General features: G+C 74.8%; 12 protein-coding genes. 8 read left to right on the forward strand and 4 right to left on the reverse strand.

The window, feature by feature from the left end; genetic code table 11:
• Window positions 1-1,219: WD40 repeat domain-containing protein (locus tag EBO15_RS39220; RefSeq protein WP_233616773.1), on the forward strand; the 1,219-nt coding region annotated here is incomplete at its 5' end.
• A 123-nt stretch (window positions 1,220-1,342) separates the two neighbouring features.
• Window positions 1,343-2,782 carry an argininosuccinate synthase gene (argG, locus tag EBO15_RS39225; protein WP_122199541.1) on the forward strand — a complete coding sequence of 480 codons (1,440 nt, stop codon included), beginning with the start codon at window positions 1,343-1,345 and terminating at the stop codon, window positions 2,780-2,782.
• A gap of 101 nt (window positions 2,783-2,883) precedes the next feature.
• On the opposite strand, the gene EBO15_RS39230 is transcribed toward argG, so the two are convergent.
• Entirely contained in the window at window positions 2,884-3,882 is a 999-nt protein-coding gene (locus EBO15_RS39230) for a helix-turn-helix domain-containing protein (RefSeq protein ID WP_199745109.1), read from the reverse strand.
• 164 nt (window positions 3,883-4,046) lie between these two features.
• On the opposite strand from EBO15_RS39230, the gene EBO15_RS39235 reads away from it, so the two are divergent.
• From EBO15_RS39235 to EBO15_RS39255, 5 genes are all read left to right on the forward strand, one after another.
• Complete coding sequence (locus EBO15_RS39235) at window positions 4,047-7,772, forward strand: S8 family serine peptidase (RefSeq protein WP_147481861.1); 3,726 nt, start codon at window positions 4,047-4,049, stop codon at window positions 7,770-7,772.
• Window positions 7,773-8,047: 275 nt separating this feature from the next.
• Window positions 8,048-8,416, forward strand: coding sequence for a DUF6542 domain-containing protein (locus tag EBO15_RS39240; RefSeq protein ID WP_147481862.1), 369 nt, complete (start codon window positions 8,048-8,050; stop codon window positions 8,414-8,416).
• A 247-nt stretch (window positions 8,417-8,663) separates the two neighbouring features.
• Window positions 8,664-10,112 (forward strand): LCP family protein, encoded by a 1,449-nt coding sequence (locus EBO15_RS39245; RefSeq protein WP_122199545.1) that lies wholly within the window; start codon window positions 8,664-8,666, stop codon window positions 10,110-10,112.
• Window positions 10,113-10,138: 26 nt separating this feature from the next.
• On the forward strand, window positions 10,139-11,962 hold the full coding sequence (locus EBO15_RS39250) for an alkaline phosphatase family protein (protein ID WP_147481863.1): 1,824 nt from the start codon (window positions 10,139-10,141) through the stop codon (window positions 11,960-11,962).
• 19 nt (window positions 11,963-11,981) lie between these two features.
• Entirely contained in the window at window positions 11,982-12,731 is a 750-nt protein-coding gene (locus EBO15_RS39255) for a hypothetical protein (protein ID WP_122199547.1), read from the forward strand.
• A gap of 9 nt (window positions 12,732-12,740) precedes the next feature.
• Here EBO15_RS39255 and EBO15_RS39260 read toward each other — a convergent pair whose 3' ends face one another.
• Together EBO15_RS39260 and EBO15_RS39265 are read right to left on the reverse strand one after the other, a co-directional pair.
• Window positions 12,741-13,778 (reverse strand): NAD(P)-dependent alcohol dehydrogenase, encoded by a 1,038-nt coding sequence (locus tag EBO15_RS39260; RefSeq protein WP_122199548.1) that lies wholly within the window; start codon window positions 13,776-13,778, stop codon window positions 12,741-12,743.
• A gap of 40 nt (window positions 13,779-13,818) precedes the next feature.
• A complete protein-coding gene (locus tag EBO15_RS39265) occupies window positions 13,819-14,127 on the reverse strand; it encodes a hypothetical protein (RefSeq protein WP_147481864.1) in 309 nt (102 codons plus the stop codon).
• A 142-nt stretch (window positions 14,128-14,269) separates the two neighbouring features.
• On the opposite strand from EBO15_RS39265, the gene EBO15_RS39270 reads away from it, so the two are divergent.
• A complete protein-coding gene (locus tag EBO15_RS39270) occupies window positions 14,270-14,731 on the forward strand; it encodes a GNAT family N-acetyltransferase (protein ID WP_122199550.1) in 462 nt (153 codons plus the stop codon).
• Between the two features lie 8 nt (window positions 14,732-14,739).
• Here the strand turns inward: EBO15_RS39270 and EBO15_RS44725 are convergent.
• Window positions 14,740-16,039 (reverse strand): hypothetical protein (locus tag EBO15_RS44725; protein ID WP_158628482.1); only part of this gene is annotated, 1,300 nt, incomplete at its 5' end.

Raw genomic sequence — 16,039 nt, forward strand, 5'->3', positions numbered from 1 at the left:
CCCGCCCGCAGCTCCGCCGCCCCCGCAGGGCCTCCAGGAGCCACGCCCCGCACCCCCGCACGCCGTGCCCCCACAGGCCGCGGGCCCGTTCGCCGCGCCGGTGGCCGTGCCTCTGTTGCCCCAGGGGGCGGGGGCGGGGCAGCAGCAGGTGCGGCGGCGGGCGCTGCTCGCGGCCGCCGCGGGGACGCTCGTCGCGGGCGGCCTGGGCATCCTCGGATGGAAGGAGCTCAGCGGCGGCGGATCGCCCGCGCGGTCGGCGACCAACGCGCTGAAGAAGGCGAGCGGTCTCGGCGACGCCGACCCGGCCGGCGGCACGTGGACGCTGCTCGACGGCATCGACGCCTACGAGCTGCGCGCCACCGCGTTCTCGTCCGGCGGCCGGTACCTGGCCGTGTCCGGCTGGACGAGCGCGAGCGGCGACCACGCCGTCGGGATCTACGACGGGACGTCCCACGCGCGGCTCGCGCAGATGGAGGCCGGCAAGGACGGCGCGAACGGCGTGGCCTTCTCCCCGGACGGCAAGCGCCTGGCCGTGGCCTGCTCGGACGGGAGGGTCCGGGTCTTCTCCGTCCCCGACGGGAGGCCGGTCGCCACGCTGACCGGGCCGGCGAAGCGGGCGATGGACGTGGCGTGGTCGTCCCGCGACCGGATCGCCGCCGCGTCCGAGGACGGCGGGTACCTCTGGGAGGCGGGCGGACGCCTGGTGACCCGCCTCGCCCGCAAGGAGAAGTACTCCGGCGAGCTGTACGCCGTCGCGTTCAGCCCGGACGGCCGCATGGTCGCGACCTGCGGCGCCGACCAGTACGTGCGGTTGTACGACGGGGTGACCGGCGCGCGGATCGCCGATCTCGGCACGCCGGCGGCGACCGGGCTGGCGTTCTCCCCCGACGGCCGGACGCTCGCGGTCGGCGAGTACGGCGCCTCGGGCGGCAACGTCGTCCGCGTCTGGGACGTCCGCTCGCACGCCGAGCTGGCGCGGCTGGCGGGCCACAAGAGCATCCAGAGCGTGGCGTTCTCCGGGGACGGCCGGCGCCTGGCGAGCGGCGGCGACGACGGGTCGGAGTCGGACGGCGCCATCCGCCTCTGGGACGCGGCGTCCCGGACCCAGCTGAGGCGGCTCACCACGCCGCACCACTGCATGGGGGTGGCGCTCAACGCGGACGGGACGAGGCTGCTCAGCACGGGGGCGGGAAAGCCCGTCCTCTGGACGGGTCTCTGATTCGCCTGGTGACCCTGTCCATGTGAGCAGGGTCACCTCACTCCGGCCCGGGTTTCGGAAAATCCAGAGGGGGAATCCGTCGAATGAATTGAATGTTCATGCAGAGCAGTGCATACTCTTCCCATGTCCAAGGTGCTCTCCTCCCTGCCCGTCGGTGAACGCGTCGGGATCGCCTTCTCCGGCGGTCTCGACACCTCTGTCGCGGTGGCCTGGATGCGCGAGAACGGCGCGGTGCCCTGCGCGTACACGGCCGAACTGGGCCAGTACGACGAGCCCGACGTCGCGTCCGTGCCCGGCCGCGCCAGGCTCTACGGCGCCGAGGTCGCGCGCCTGGTCGACTGCCGCGACGCCCTCGTGGAGGAGGGCCTGGCCGCCCTGGCGTGCGGCGCGTTCCACATCCGGTCGGGCGGCCGCGCCTACTTCAACACCACCCCGCTCGGACGGGCCGTGACCGGCACCCTGCTGGTCCGCGCCATGCTCGAGGACCAGGTGCAGATCTGGGGCGACGGCTCCACCTTCAAGGGCAACGACATCGAGCGGTTCTACCGGTACGGCCTGCTCGCCAACCCGTCGCTGCGGATCTACAAGCCGTGGCTGGACGCGGCGTTCGTCGGCGAGCTCGGCGGCCGGCAGGAGATGTCGGAGTGGCTGACCGAGCGCGACCTGCCCTACCGGGCCAGCGCGGAGAAGGCGTACTCCACCGACGCCAACATCTGGGGCGCCACGCACGAGGCCAAGGCCCTGGAGCACCTGGACGCGGGCGTCGAGACGGTCGAGCCGATCATGGGCGTCCGGTTCTGGGACCCCTCGGTCGAGATCCCCGCCGAGGACGTCACCATCGGCTTCGAGCGGGGCCGCCCGGTCACCATCGACGGCAAGGAGTTCGGCTCCGCCGTCGACCTGGTGCTGGAGGCCAACGCGATCGGCGGACGGCACGGGCTCGGCATGTCCGACCAGATCGAGAACCGGGTCATCGAGGCCAAGAGCCGCGGCATCTACGAGGCCCCGGGCATGGCGCTGCTGCACGCCGCCTACGAGCGGCTGGTCAACGCCGTCCACAACGAGGACACCATCGCCACCTACCACAGCGAGGGACGGCGGCTCGGGCGGCTCATGTACGAGGGCCGCTGGATCGACCCGCAGGCGCTGATGCTGCGCGAGGCGCTCCAGCGCTGGGTCGGCTCGGCCGTGACCGGCGAGGTCACTCTGCGGCTGCGGCGCGGCGAGGACTACTCGGTCCTCGACACCACCGGCCCTGCGCTCAGCTACCACCCGGACAAGCTGTCCATGGAGCGCACCGAGGACTCGGCGTTCGGCCCGGTCGACCGGATCGGCCAGCTGACGATGCGGAACCTGGACATCGCCGACTCCCGCGCCCGGCTCGAGCAGTACGCCGGGATCGGCGTGGTCGGCGGGTCCCACCCGGCCGTGCCGGGCGGCGCGGCCACCGCGCTGATCGGCGCGATGCCCGAGGGCGGCGCGGAGACCATCGCCTCGCGCGGCACGGCCCCCGGCGGCGACGAGCTGCTCGACAGCGCCGCCATGGAGTTCGGCACCGACTGATCTCCGCTCCGAACCTGCCCACCCAGGACGACCGGTGCCACGATCCCGCGCTGCGGGGCCGTGGCATCCGTCGTCTCCGGCCCGACCTCCTCCGCGGGCCGTCAGCCGGAGGCGAGGCCGAGCCAGCCCTGCGTGGCGGCGTGCCAGCCGAGCTGCATGCGCGTCTGCACCCCGGCGAGGCCCATCAGCCCGCTGATGCGGCGCTGGACGGTCCGGAGCGAGATGCCGAGCTGCTTGGCGACGGCGTCGTCGGTGTAGCCCGCGAGCAGGAGTTCGAGGAGCCGGGCGTCGGTCTCGTCCAGCGGGGTGCCGTTGCGGGCGGCGGCAGGGTCGTCCTGGCCGTGGCCCGGGGTGCGGATCGGGGTGGCGCGCATCCATTCGGCCTCGAACAGGGCGAGCAGCGCGTCCAGCAGGGCGGACTCGTGGACGACGACCGCGCCCGCGCCGTCCGGGCCGGGGGTGGCGACGATCGGCAGGAACGCGGCGCGCCGGTCCACGATGATCAGCTTGAGCGGGACCTCGCCGACCAGGCGCATCCGCTCGCCCTCGGGGATGGTCGCGAGCGCCGCCTGGATCCCGCCCTGCTCCTCGAGCGCGGCGCGCTCGGCGACCACCCGGTACCGGACGCCGCGGGCGAGCGCGGCCTGCTCGGCGGCGGTGTTCTCCCGCGCGCTGACCGCCGTCGCGGGCGCCTTGACGAACGCGAGCACCTCGCGTTCGGCGCCCATCTGGAGCAGCCGGAACCGCTCGGCGACCTGCCGCTGCCCCTGGACGACGTCGAGGAGGCCGGAGATGCCGCGGCGGGCGGAGGCCGCCTGGTAGACCTCCTGCAGCGCGTCGATCTGGAGCTCGGCGCGCTTGATCTCGATCCGCTGCTCGGCCAGCAGCGCGCCGAGCGCGGCGGCGGGCGGCGCGGCGACGAACCGGGCGAGGTCCTGGCTGTCGTGCGAGGCGAGGCCGCGGCGTTCGAGGGTGGTGAGCAGCGCGCGGGTCTCGGCGACGGCGAGCCGCAGGCGGCCGGCCAGCTCGGCCGCGGACGCGGAGGGAACGGCGATCAGCTCGCGGTACGCGGACGTCTCGTCGGGGGTGAGTCCGAACACGCGGCCAGCATGACAGCCCGCACTGGCATGTCCGCGCCAAACCTCGGAAGGGCGGGATGACGGGAACACGCCATGACACGAAACCGCCATGATCTCCGTATTGAGGGTGACGGGGTCCCGCCATGATCCTCGGGGGTGATCACCCGTAGCCCCGGAGGTTCCTCATGAGAACACCCTCCCGCGGCCTGCCGGCGGCCTTGCTGCCGGTCGCGGTCGCCCTCGGGGTCGGCGTCGCGTCCCCCGCGCTCGCCGCCACACCCGCCACCCCCACCTCCCCCGCCACCCCTACCTCCCCCGCCAAACCCACCGCCAAAGCCACGCCCAAGGCCGCCGACGCGGCCGCCACGGCGTCCGTCACGCTCATCACCGGCGACGTCGTCACCCTCGGCACCACCCAGGACGGCAAGGCCGTCGCCACGGTCAGGCCCGCGCCCGGCTCGACCGGCGGATCCGAGACGCAGACGGTCGGCCACGACACCTACGTCGTCCCGGACGCCGCCCGCCCGCTGCTCGCCCAGGGCAGGCTCGACCGGGAACTGTTCAACGTCAGCAAGCTCGTCCGGTTCGGGTACACCGACAAGGCGGGCGCGGGCCTCCCGCTGATCGCCCTGTACGGCGGACGGGCCGCGCGGTCCGCCCCGGCGGGCGCGGTGAAGAGGCGCGACCTGCCGAGCATCGGCGGCGCCGCGCTCCAGATCGGCAAGGGCCGGGCCCCGGCCTTCTGGGCCTCGATCGCCCCGGCCGCGAAGGGCCTGGCGCCGCGCGCTCTCGCGGGCGGTCTCGGCAAGGTCTGGCTGGACGGCAAGGTCAAGGCGTCCGACGAGGTCAGCAACCCGCAGGTCGGCGCGCCCGAGGTGTGGCAGAAGGGCCAGAAGGGCGGAGGCGCGACGGTCGCCGTCCTCGACTCCGGCCTGGACGTCACGCACCCGGACATGGCCGGACGCGTCGCCGACGGCAGCACCTCGTTCGTCCCGGGCGAGGACATCACGGACAAGGTCGGGCACGGCACGCACGTGTCGTCCACGATCGCCGGGACGGGCGCGGCCTCGGGCGGCAGGCAGTCCGGCGTCGCGCCCGAGGCCAGGGTCGTCATGGGCAAGGTGCTCGGCGACGACGGCTACGGCCAGGACTCGTGGATCATCGCGGGCATGGAGTGGGCCGCGTCCAAGGCCCGCGTCGTCAGCATGAGCCTCGGCGACCCGGGCATCACCGTCGCGGGCGACCCGATGGCGCAGGCCGTCGACCGGATCAGCGCGCAGACCGGCTCGCTGTTCGTCATCGCCGCGGGCAACAGCGGCGGCGAGGGCACGGTCAGCAGCCCCGGCACCGCCGACTCGGCGCTGACCGTCGGGGCCGTGGACGCGAGCGACGAGCGCGCCTACTTCTCCAGCATGGGCCCGCGCGGCGGCGACCACGGCATGAAGCCGGACATCGCGGCGCCGGGCGTCGACATCATCGCCGCGCGGTCCAAGGACTCGCCCGGCAGCGGCGGCTACGTCCAGATGAGCGGCACGTCCATGGCGACGCCGCACGTCGCGGGCGCCGCCGCGATCCTCGCCCAGCAGCACCCGGACTGGAAGGCGCCGCAGCTCAAGGCGGCGCTGATGTCGACGTCGACCGAGCTCAAGGACGCGTCCGCATTCGAGCTCGGCTCCGGGCGGCTCTGGCTGCCGGGGGCGGTCGGCGACGTGTCCGCGACGGGCTCGCAGTTCTTCGGCTTCTCCCCGTGGCCGCACACCGGATCCGACCCGGTCACCAAGACCGTCACGTTCACCAACTCCGGTGACACCGCGCGGGACCTCAAGCTGAGCACCCACGCGACCGGGCCCGAGGGCAAGGACGCGGGCGGCCTGTTCAGGCTGTCGGCGCCGCAGGTGTCCGTCCCGGCGCACGGCAGCGCCGACGTGACCGTCACGGCCGACGCCGACGACGCGTCCGGCACGGGGAACTTCACCGGCCAGGTGGACGCCGCCGGCCAGGACGGCAAGGTCGTCGCGCACACGGCCCTCGGCCTGGTCAAGGAGGACGAGCGCTACAGCCTGGACATCAGGCTGACCGGCCGCGACGGCAAGCCCGTCGGCGGCGACCTGTCGCTGTACCGGTACGGCGACCAGTACGTCCAGACCGTCACCGCCGACCCGGCCACGGGCGCCGTGCCGCAGCAGCGGCTCGCGCCCGGCGTGTACTCGGTGAGCGGCGTGGTCGAGGTCGCGGGCGACCACGGCCCCGGCTCGAAGGGCGTCGCGTTCCTGAGCGCCCCGCACGTGAACCTCACCAAGGACACCGCGCTCGCGCTGGACGCGGGCAAAGCGGCGCGGCTGACCGTCCGGACGCCGAAGCGGTCGGTGCCGGACTACCGGCGGATCGGGTCGTTCCACGACTCGGGCATCGGCGGGCAGTTCGCCTCGTTCTCCACGGGCTACGCGGCCCCGAACGACGTGGACGACCTCTACGCGCTGCCGACCGGCAAGGTCGGGGGCGGCACGTACGACTTCGCGGTCCGCTACCGGATGACCAAGCCCTACCTGGACGTGTCCGGGACCGCCGGGATCGGCGGGCTCGACCCGCTGTACTTCCAGGGCTCGGTGCGCCTCGACGGCAAGGTCGACCTGCCCGTCGTGTCCGCCGGGAACGGGAGCGCGGACGAGTACAAGGGCGTCCAGGCCAAGGGCGCCGCGGTCGTGATCACGCGCAGCGACGCGGTGGGCCCGGCCGAGGCGGTCGCCGCCGCGCAGGCCGCCGGAGCGGCGTTCCTGCTGGTCGCGAACGACCGTCCGGGGCGGTTCACGAACCACCTCGGGTCGGACCTGCCCGTCGCGTCGGTGACGCGGGCGGAGGGCGCGCGGCTGCTCGCGGGCTCCAGGAAGGGCGGGCGGCTCGTCGGCTCGGCCGTCGAGTTCGCGCCGTACAAGTACGACCTGACCAGGTCGTACCCGGGCGCCGTCCCGTCCGGGCTCGCCTGGAACGTCACCAGCGGCTCGCTCGCCCGGGTGGACGAGCGGTTCGTCGGCGACCCGAAGGGCATCGCGTTCGAGTCGCGCAGCGACTGCCGCGACTACCAGTGGCCGCCGTGCCTGGGCCCGGACGACCCGCAGGGCCTCGGCCGCACCCGGGTGAGCTACCTGTCCACCGAGGCGGGCAACACCTGGTACGCCGGCGCGCAGACCTCGGACGGCTGGGAGCAGCGCTTCGAGAACCGCGCGTACACCCCCGGCACGTCGAAGCTGGACTGGTTCGAGCCGGTCACCCGGCCGCGCCTGGGCCAGGGCTTCTGGGGTCCGTTCCAGAGCTCGGACTTCTTCCAGGTGAACGTCCCGACCGACGGCGGCACGCGGACGACCGGCGCGGACGACCGGAGCCGGATCACGTCGCGGCTGTTCCAGAACGGCACGCTGGTCGGGACGTCGAACTCGCAGGCGATCCAGAAGTCCGTGCCGCACGTGGACGGCTCGGCGAAGTACCGCTTCGAGCAGGACACGGCCGACACGTCCCGGCGGCTGTCGACCACCACGCACAGCGCGTGGGAGTTCGCGACGACCAGCACGCAGGCCAAGACGCTCCTGCCGCTGCTCCAGGTCGGCTACACGGTCGGCACGGACGTGAACGGGAACGCGAAGGCCGGGACGCGCGGCACCATCGGCCTCACCACCTGGCAGCAGCCGGACGCGTCCGGCGCGGGTGAGAAGACCACCGCGGCCACGCTCCAGGTGTCATTCGACGACGGCAGGACCTGGCAGCGGGTCGCGCTCGGCCACAGCGGCTCCTCCTGGAACGGCCAGGTCGCGTTCCCGCGGACGCCCGGCGCGTTCGTCTCGCTCCGCGCCTCCGCACGGGACGACGCGGGCAACACGGTCGAGCAGGAGGTGATCCGGGCCTTCGGCCTGAACTGATCATTCCGGCGGCGCGTCTCAAGGCATGTCCCCAGGGCGCGCAAAGCCCGGCCGGACCTCCTCCCAAGGTCCGGCCGGGTTTCGCCGTGTCGGGGACGGGCACGGATTCGGTCCAGCAGAATGATCACATGTATGTTTGCGCTCATGCTTAAGTGTTGGCAGGCTGGGCGGCACGGAAGGAAGGTGTGGCGGATTCGCCCGTTTCCTTCCGCCGCCTGACCGACCAGCCGACCGACCGCCGGACGACGAGGACGCCACGTGAACGGACCGATCCGATGCTGACCCCGCTCGGCGCGGGCGCGCTGCTCGCCGGGGTGACGCTCGCCGGGGCGCTCGTGGACGCCTTCGGGAACCACGGCCCCGGCCTCGTGCTCGGGATCTGCCTGGTCGCCGGATCGCTGCTGGCCGTCGCCCTGGTGCACGCCCGGCACGTCCGGCTCGTCCTGCCGATGCCGCCGCTGGCCTACGCGGTCGCGGCGGCGTTCGCCGGACTCGTCGGGGACTCCGGGGGGACGGGCGGGACCGTCGGCCTCGCGACCTCCGCGAGCCGCTGGCTCAGCAGCGGATTCGTGGCGATGGCGACGGCGACGCTGCTGGTCGCGGCGGTCGCCGTGGTACGGGCGACCACGACGCGGGCACGCTGAGGACACGGGCACGCGCCGGCGCGAGCCGACCGGAAGGGGAACAGTGGGACCGACCGCGCACCGGGGCCGCCCGGCGGGACGACCGCCACGAGGCGGGTCGGCGGGACGACCGTCCGCGAGCGGATCTCGGACGGAGCGTCCGGGAGGAGGCGCGCCGCCTCAGCGGCGGCAGGCGCCGCCCGGCAGGCGCCCGCCGGAACGGCGCCGCGAGACCCCGCGGGAACGGGCGCTGAAGATCGCCGGGAACGTGGGGTACGCGTTCGCGTGCGCCGCCGCCGCGCTGGTCCTGCTGGCGAGCGGCGTGTCCTACTTCGTCGTGAGCAACCTGCGCGGCCTCGGCTCGTCGCATGCGATCGGCAACGGCCCGAAGTCCAAGGACGGCGCGACGAACATCCTGCTCATCGGCCTGGACTCCCGGAAGGACCAGAACGGCGACCCGCTGCCGAACGCGATCCTGCGGCAGCTGCACGCGGGCAGCGCGCGCGGCGTGAACGAGGAGGGCGTGGGCGGCTACAACACCAACACGCTGATCCTCCTCCACGTCCCGAACGACGGCGGCAAGGCGACCGCGTTCTCCATCCCCCGCGACGACTACGTCGACTACGAGGACGCCGTCGGGCCGCAGCAGCACGGCAAGATCAAGGAGGCGTACGGCGTCACCAAGGCCTTCACCGAGGACAGGCTCCGGGCGCGCGGCGAGACCGGCAAGCACCAGCTGGAGCACGACGGCCGCGAGGCCGCGCGGAAGGCCACGGTCTCGACCGTCCGGAAGCTGCTCGGCGTGCCGATCGACCACTTCGCCGAGATCAACCTCGCCGGGTTCTACGACCTCGCGACCACGCTCGGCGGCGTCGACGTCTGCCTCAAGCGGCCCGTCCAGGACCACTACTCCGGCGCGAACTTCCCCGCCGGACGGCAGCACCTCAACGGCTCGGAGGCGCTGGCGTTCGTCCGGCAGCGGCACGGCCTCACCAACGGCGACCTCGACCGGACGCACCGCCAGCAGGCGTTCCTCGCGTCGGTCACGCACAAGCTCAAGCAGGACGGCATCTTCGGCGACCTCGGCCGCATGCAGGGCCTGCTGAAGGTCGCCAAGAAGGACGTCGTGATGGACGCGAGCTGGGACGTCCTCGGCTTCGCCCAGCAGGCCAAGAGCCTGACCGGCGGGAACGTCGAGTTCCACACGCTGCCGATCGAGGGCTTCGGCACGATCAACCGGCAGTCGGTGAACCTGGTGAACCCCGGGAAGATCCGCGCGATGGTGCACGACACGCTCGACCCGCCGAAGCAGGCCCCGGCCCCGGCCGCGAGCGGCGGAGGCGCCGCGAAGGCGACCGTGGACGTGCTGAACGGCGGCGGGCACGCCGGGCTGGCCGCCAAGGTCGCGGGCGCGCTGTCCCAGGACGGCTTCACGACCGGGAAGGTCGGCAACACCACGCCGCACGCGCGCACGACCGTCCGGTACGGCGCGTCGTCCGAGGCGGCGGGCAAGAAGATCGCGGGGTTGTTCGGGGCGAAGGCCGTCGCGGACGCGTCGCTTCCGGCGGGGACGGTCCGCGTCGTCCTCGGGCCCGCGGCCACCGTGCCCTCCGTGTCGGGGTCCGGCGGGCACCACCCCGGGCCGACGGCGACGCTGCCGACGACCGGGGCGCAGGGCGGCGCGGTCCAGGGCGGGGGCATCCCCTGCGTCGACTGACCGCACTGGCCGCGTTCCTACTGACCATGGTCCTGTGGCCCGTCCCGGCATCCGCTGAAGCCGGGACGGGCCCGCGCCCGGTCGTCGTGCTCGGGGTGCGGGCGCTGAGCTGGGCCGACATCACCCCGGGCGGCACCCCGAACCTGTGGCGGCTCGCCGGACGCGCGGGACTGGCGAACGTGTCGGTGCGGACCGTCCGGGACACGACCTGCCCGGCGGACGGCTGGCTCACCCTCTCCGCCGGTCAGCGGGCCTCGGTGGACGACTGCGCGCACCCGTCGCCCTTCGCCGTCCTCCGGGAGCGGAACCGTCACGGCCGCTACCGCGCGGACGTCGGCGCGCTCGGCTCCGCCTTCCACGCCGCCGGGCTCCGGACGGCGGCGTCCGGCCCGGACGCGGCCCTCGGCGCCGCCGACGCCACGGGACAGGTCGACACGGCCTCGACGCCCGCCGCGCTGACCTTGGTGGACGTGGAGAACGCGCGGGAGGCCGACGCGGCGCTGCGCGGCGTCCCGGCCGACGCGGCCGTGTTCGTCGTCGGCATCTCCGACGCGCCCGGCCACGCCGCCCTCCACCCCCTCCTGACCTCGGGCGACGCGACGCGGTACCTGACGTCGGCGTCCACGCGCCGGACGGGCCTGGTCACGCTGACCGACCTGACGCCGTCGATCCTGGCGGCGGCGGGGCTCCGGCCGACGGCCGCGATGATCGGCGAGGCGTGGCGTCCGGCCGGTGGGCGGGTCGCGCCGGAGCGCGCCGTCCGGCGGCTCGCCGGCGACGCGGAGGCCGCCCGGATCGGCGAGAACCTGCGCGGCCCGTTCTGGACGGCCACGATCGCGATCGAGCTGGCGCTGCTCGTCCCGCTGCTGATCGCCGGACGCCGGTGGCCGCGGCTCCGCGCCGTCACGCGGGTGCTCGCGCTCGCCGCGATGGCCGTCCCGCAGGCGACCTACCTGGTGGACCTGTTCCCCTGGCATACCGCGTCGTCCCTGGTCACGGGCATCGCCGTGCTCACCGCCGTCCTCGGCCTGGCCGCGTCGCGCCTGCCCTCGCCCGTCGCGGGCGCCGTGGCCGTCGCGGGCACGACCGCCGCCGTGTCCGCGCTTGACGTCCTGACCGGATCCCGCCTCCAGTGGAACAGCCTGACCGGCTACAACGGGATCGTCGCCGGACGCTTCTACGGCCTGTCCAACCTCGCGTTCGCCGTGTTCGCGACGTCCGTGCTCCTGGCCGTGACGCTCGCCGCCGGGCCGCTCGCCGAACGCGGACGGCGGCGGGCGGCCGTCCTGGCCGTCGCCGGCACGGGGCTCGCCGCGCTCGCGATCACCGCGTGGCCGGACGCGGGCGCCAAGTTCGGCGGGACGCTCGCGTTCGCGCCCGGCATCGCGGTGTCCGCGCTGGTCATCGCGGGACGCCGGATCTCCCCGGCCAAGCTCGGCCTCGGCTGCGCGGCGGGCGTCGCGGCGGTCACCGCGCTCGTCCTGGCCGACCACGCCCGCCCGGCGGCGGCCCAGACCCACCTCGGACGGTTCGCCACGCGGGTCGGGGACGGCGAGGCGGGCGCGATCGTCGGACGCAAACTGGACGCGATGCTCCACACGGTCGGCGGGTCGGTGCCGCTGACGGTCGCGGCGCTCGCGGTCGTGGCCGTCCTGGCCGGGCTGGCGCTGCGGCCGCCGCGTCCGGTCGCGGCATGGCTGGCCGGGCACGGGACGCTCCGCGCCGGGCTCGCGGGCGTCGCGGCGACCGCCGCCGTCGGGGCCGTGGTGCAGGACTCGGGGTTCGCCGTGCCGAGCATGGCCCTGCGTTTGACCGTCCCCTTGCTCGTGGCACTGGCCCCGCGCCCCTGACATGCGAGAACGTGGACCCATGGATGATGAGGCCGCCCCGGGGTTCCCGCGCGCGTGGATCGAGTTCGGCGACCCGGCGGACGACGAGCAGGTGTTCCGCTGCGACCTGACCTGGCTCACCTCGCGCTGGAACTGCCTGTTCGCGCGCGGCTGCCAGGGGGTCGTCGAGGGGCGCGCCACCGACGGCTGCTGCTCCCTCGGCGCGCACTTCAGCGACGAGGACGACGAGAAGCGCGTCGCCGCGCACGCCGCGCGCCTCACCCCGGAGGTGTGGCAGTTCCACCGCACCGGGACGCGCGACGGGTTCACGGCGGCCACGTCCGGCGGCGGACGGCGCACCCGCGTCCTCCAGGGCGCGTGCGTGTTCCTGAACCGGCCGGGGTTCGAGGGCGGGATCGGATGCGCGCTGCACGCGCAGGCCGTCCGGGACGGCCGCGAACCCCTGGAGTACAAGCCCGACGTGTGCTGGCAGCTGCCCATCCGGCGCACCTTCGAGTGGCGGGACCATCCGGACGGCGGCCGCGTCCTCGTCGTGTCGATCACCGAGTACGAGCGCGGCGTCTGGGGCGCGGGCGGGCACGACCTGCACTGGTGGTGCACGAGCGCGCGCTCCGCGCACGAGGCCCCTGACCCGCTGTACGTGACCTACCGTCCCGAGCTGGTCGAGCTCATGGGACAACCCGCGTACGACGTGCTGGTCGACATGTGCGAGAACCGCCTGGCCGCGCCGCTCCCCCTGGCCCCGCACCCGGCCGACCCCGAGGGTTAGGCCACACGCCTAAGGCTGGACCACGGCGCGGCCGCGCAGGTCGCCGCGCGCGAGCCTGGCGTACGCGTCCTCGACCCGGTCGAGCGGGAACACCTCTACCTCGTTGCGGACGACGCCGCGCTCCGCGAGCGCGACGACCTCCTGAAGGTCGGCGACGCTCGACCCCTGGAAGGTGAACACCTCGCCGTCGCGCGGCAGCCCGCCGAACCACGGAGCGCGCAGGCTCCCGCCGGACGCCCCGACCAGCCCGAACACCCCGGCCGGACGGAGCATCGCGACCCCGGCGGCGATCGTCGCGTCCACTCCGGCGAAGTCGAGCACGGCGTCCGCGCCGAGGCCGCCGGTCAGGTCCGCGATCCGCGCGGCGGTCGCGGCGTCCACGCCGGTGATCGCGTCGTCGGCGCCGAGCTCGCGGGCGAGGTCCAGGCGCGCCGGGTTCGTGTCGACGGCGACGACCCGCGCGCCGCTCAGCGCCCGCAGGAACTGCACGGCGAACGCGCCGAGCCCGCCCGCGCCGATCACGACGGCCGTCCCGTCCGGGTGGACGCGCGGCAGCGCCCGCCGGACGGCGTGGTAGGCGGTCGCGCCCGCGTCGGTGAGCGGCCCGGCCGTCGCGGGGTCGAGCGTCCGCAGCGGCACGAGCCCGCGGACGCCGTCCACCAGGACGTACCCGGCGAGGCCGCCGTCCCGGCCGTACCCGCGTCCCGCGAGGCCGTCCGGGCATGAGGAGTCCAGGCCGCGCGCGCAGTACCGGCACGTCCCGCAGGACGACGGCGACACCAGCGCGACCGGGTCGCCCGGCTTCACGGCCGTCACGTCCGCGCCGGTCTCGGCGACGTGCCCGGCAGTCTCGTGCCCGAGCGTGAACGGCGCCCGCCAGCCGAGGGCCTCGCCGATCCCGGCGGGGATCCCGGTCATGGTGAGGTCCGAGTGGCACAGCCCGCACCCGGCGACCCTCACGAGGACCTGGCCGGGGCCGGGCCTCGGGACGTCCACGTCCACCAGGCGGGGAGGCTCCTGCCAGCCGACGACGCGGTACGCCCTCATGGTCTCCACGCGCCAACCCTAGCGCTCGCTTGGTCGACGGTCAGCGGTCGGCGCAGGCGGGGCAGGGGGCCTCCGTCATCGTCGCGGGTCTCCCCCCTCGGACGTCGCCGCCGAGGCTGATGACGCGCCCGACGCCGAGGCAGGCCCGGCATCCCGGCAGGATCTCCGCTCCGAGCTGGTCCCACACGGGGGTGTACGCGCGTCTCGGCGCGGGTTCCCGCCCACCGCCGCGGCCGCCGTTCTCCATGATGCGTCCCATGCCGCGGCAGATGAAGCAGGCGAGACGAAGCTGCCCGAGCCGCTGCTCCCCGCCTCCGTCGCAGGCGGGACAGTCCTTCCGGTCACTCACACCCTGCACTTGCCCCGGCGGACGCGCGGGGGAACCGAAAATGACCATGCATGGGGAAACCCCTCTATCGGGGCCCGGGAGGGAATAGATCCGGGCCCGCCCTAGGGATGTCCCTCCGGGCGCCGTGGGTAGTGTCCGTGGCATGGCCTCCCCGAACACCCCCTCCGTCCGTGTCGCGACGCGCGCCGACCTCCCCGCCGTCCTCGCCCTGCTCGCGGGCGAGACCACCGTCGTCGACCCGGCGGCCGTCGCGGTGTCCGACGCCTACGAGCGCGCGTTCGCGTCGATCGACGCGGACCCGCGCAACGAGATGCTGGTCATGGAGTCCGGCGGCGACGTGGTCGGCTGCTTCCAGGAGACGTACATCCCCGGGCTCGGCAAGGGCGGCGGCGAGCGCGCCCTGATCGAGGCCGTGCGGATCCGCGCGGACCTGCGCGGCGGCGGCCTCGGCCGCGCGCTGATGGAGCACGCGATCGAGCGCGCCCGCGCCCGCGGCTGCGTCCTCGTCCAGCTGACCAGCACGAAGACCCGCCTGGACGCGCACCGCTTCTACGCCTCCCTGGGCTTCGCCCCGACCCACGAGGGCTACAAGATGCCGCTGTAGGACCGGGGTCAGAGAAGGGCGCGGCTCTGGGCCGTCCAGTGGGCGAGGCCCAGGCGTTCGTGGGTTCTGAGGGACGCGCGGGCGTGGGCCTGGGCGGTCTGCTCGTCACCCAGGCGGCGGGCGAGCTCGGCGAGGACGAGGTGCGTCGAGCCCCAGCACGCGGTGCCCATGCCCGCGGTGACGAACTGCTCCGCGTACGGGAGGAGCCGGTCGTACAGGACGCGCGGGTCGGGGGCGCCGAGGCGCGCCGCGACCAAGCCCCAGACCGGGAGGAGGAAGTCGGCCACCCAGTTGTCCGGGACGTCGCTCCCCCAGCGTCCGAGCAGGTCACGGGCCAGGTCGGGACGGCCGGACTCGACCGCCGCCAGCACCGCGACCGGACGCACCGGCACGAGGCGCGGCCCGGTGGCGTGCTCGACGAGCTCGTCCAGCATCTCGCCGGCCCGGCCCTGGCCGCGCCGGCAGGAGTAGGTGGTCACCAGGCGGTGGAACGGACGGCCCCACAGCGTCGACCCGAAGCGCATGTCGCCGTGGTCGGCGACGAGGGTCTCGGCCTCGTCCCAGCGGCCGTCCAGGGTGGCGCGGGCGGTCTGCCCGATCCGGACCATCGACTCGAGCTCCGGGCCCGGCGCGGACGCGAGCAGGTCCTCGCAGCGGGCGAACTCGCGGTCCCATCCGGCCAGGTCGCCGTCGCGGAGCAGGCACGACATGAGGAACACGCGCGCCATCACCTCGCCCCCGGCGGGCTGTCCGGGCAGGTTCGCGAGCTCCTCGGCCATCAGCCGCCGCTCGGTGTTGCGGCCCGGCCGGAACGCGGCGAGCAGGTAGTTGTTCATCGTGCGGGCGAGGAGCGGGCCGTCCCCGAGCCGCCGCGCGAGCGCCACCGCGTCGGCGGCGTGCCGCTCGCCCCCGGCGCCGCGCGGCGCGTAGTGCAGTTCCAGGCCGAGCGTGCCGAGCAGCGCGGCGCGGTCGGCGTCCGCGAGCGGGCCGCCGAGGAGGTCCTCGATGGTGGCGACCAGGTCCCGGTCGACCACGCCGTACGGGGACCAGTTCCACAGCGCGGGCCCGCCGATCGCCGTGGCGGCGGGGATCAGGGCGTCGCGGTCGCCGAGTTCGCGCGCGACGCGGACGGCCTCCTCCCAGTCGCGGCGCGCCTCCCCGGGCCGTCCGGCGGTGCGGTGCGCCTGGCCGCGCTCGACGAGGAGCCGGGCACGCTCGGCGTCCCGGCCGGGCGGCAGGACGTCCAGCGCGAGCCGCCACAGCTCGACGGCCTCGGCGAACGCGAGCTGCCCGGTCGCGTGCCGGGCG

This window comes from Actinomadura harenae (assembly GCF_003696215.1).
Taxonomy (GTDB): domain Bacteria; phylum Actinomycetota; class Actinomycetes; order Streptosporangiales; family Streptosporangiaceae; genus Spirillospora; species Spirillospora harenae.

What these genes read in the sequence shown, in the direction of transcription:
- EBO15_RS39260 (WP_122199548.1), bottom strand. Translation starts at nt 13,778, where the DNA reads ATGAGGGCGTACCGCGTCGTCGGCTGGCAGGAGCCTCCCCGCCTGGTG.
- EBO15_RS39255 (WP_122199547.1), top strand. Translation starts at nt 11,982, where the DNA reads ATGGATGATGAGGCCGCCCCGGGGTTCCCGCGCGCGTGGATCGAGTTC.
- EBO15_RS39270 (WP_122199550.1), top strand. Translation starts at nt 14,270, where the DNA reads ATGGCCTCCCCGAACACCCCCTCCGTCCGTGTCGCGACGCGCGCCGAC.
- EBO15_RS39240 (WP_147481862.1), top strand. Translation starts at nt 8,048, where the DNA reads ATGCTGACCCCGCTCGGCGCGGGCGCGCTGCTCGCCGGGGTGACGCTC.
- argG (WP_122199541.1), top strand. Translation starts at nt 1,343, where the DNA reads ATGTCCAAGGTGCTCTCCTCCCTGCCCGTCGGTGAACGCGTCGGGATC.
- EBO15_RS39235 (WP_147481861.1), top strand. Translation starts at nt 4,047, where the DNA reads ATGAGAACACCCTCCCGCGGCCTGCCGGCGGCCTTGCTGCCGGTCGCG.
- EBO15_RS39250 (WP_147481863.1), top strand. Translation starts at nt 10,139, where the DNA reads ATGGTCCTGTGGCCCGTCCCGGCATCCGCTGAAGCCGGGACGGGCCCG.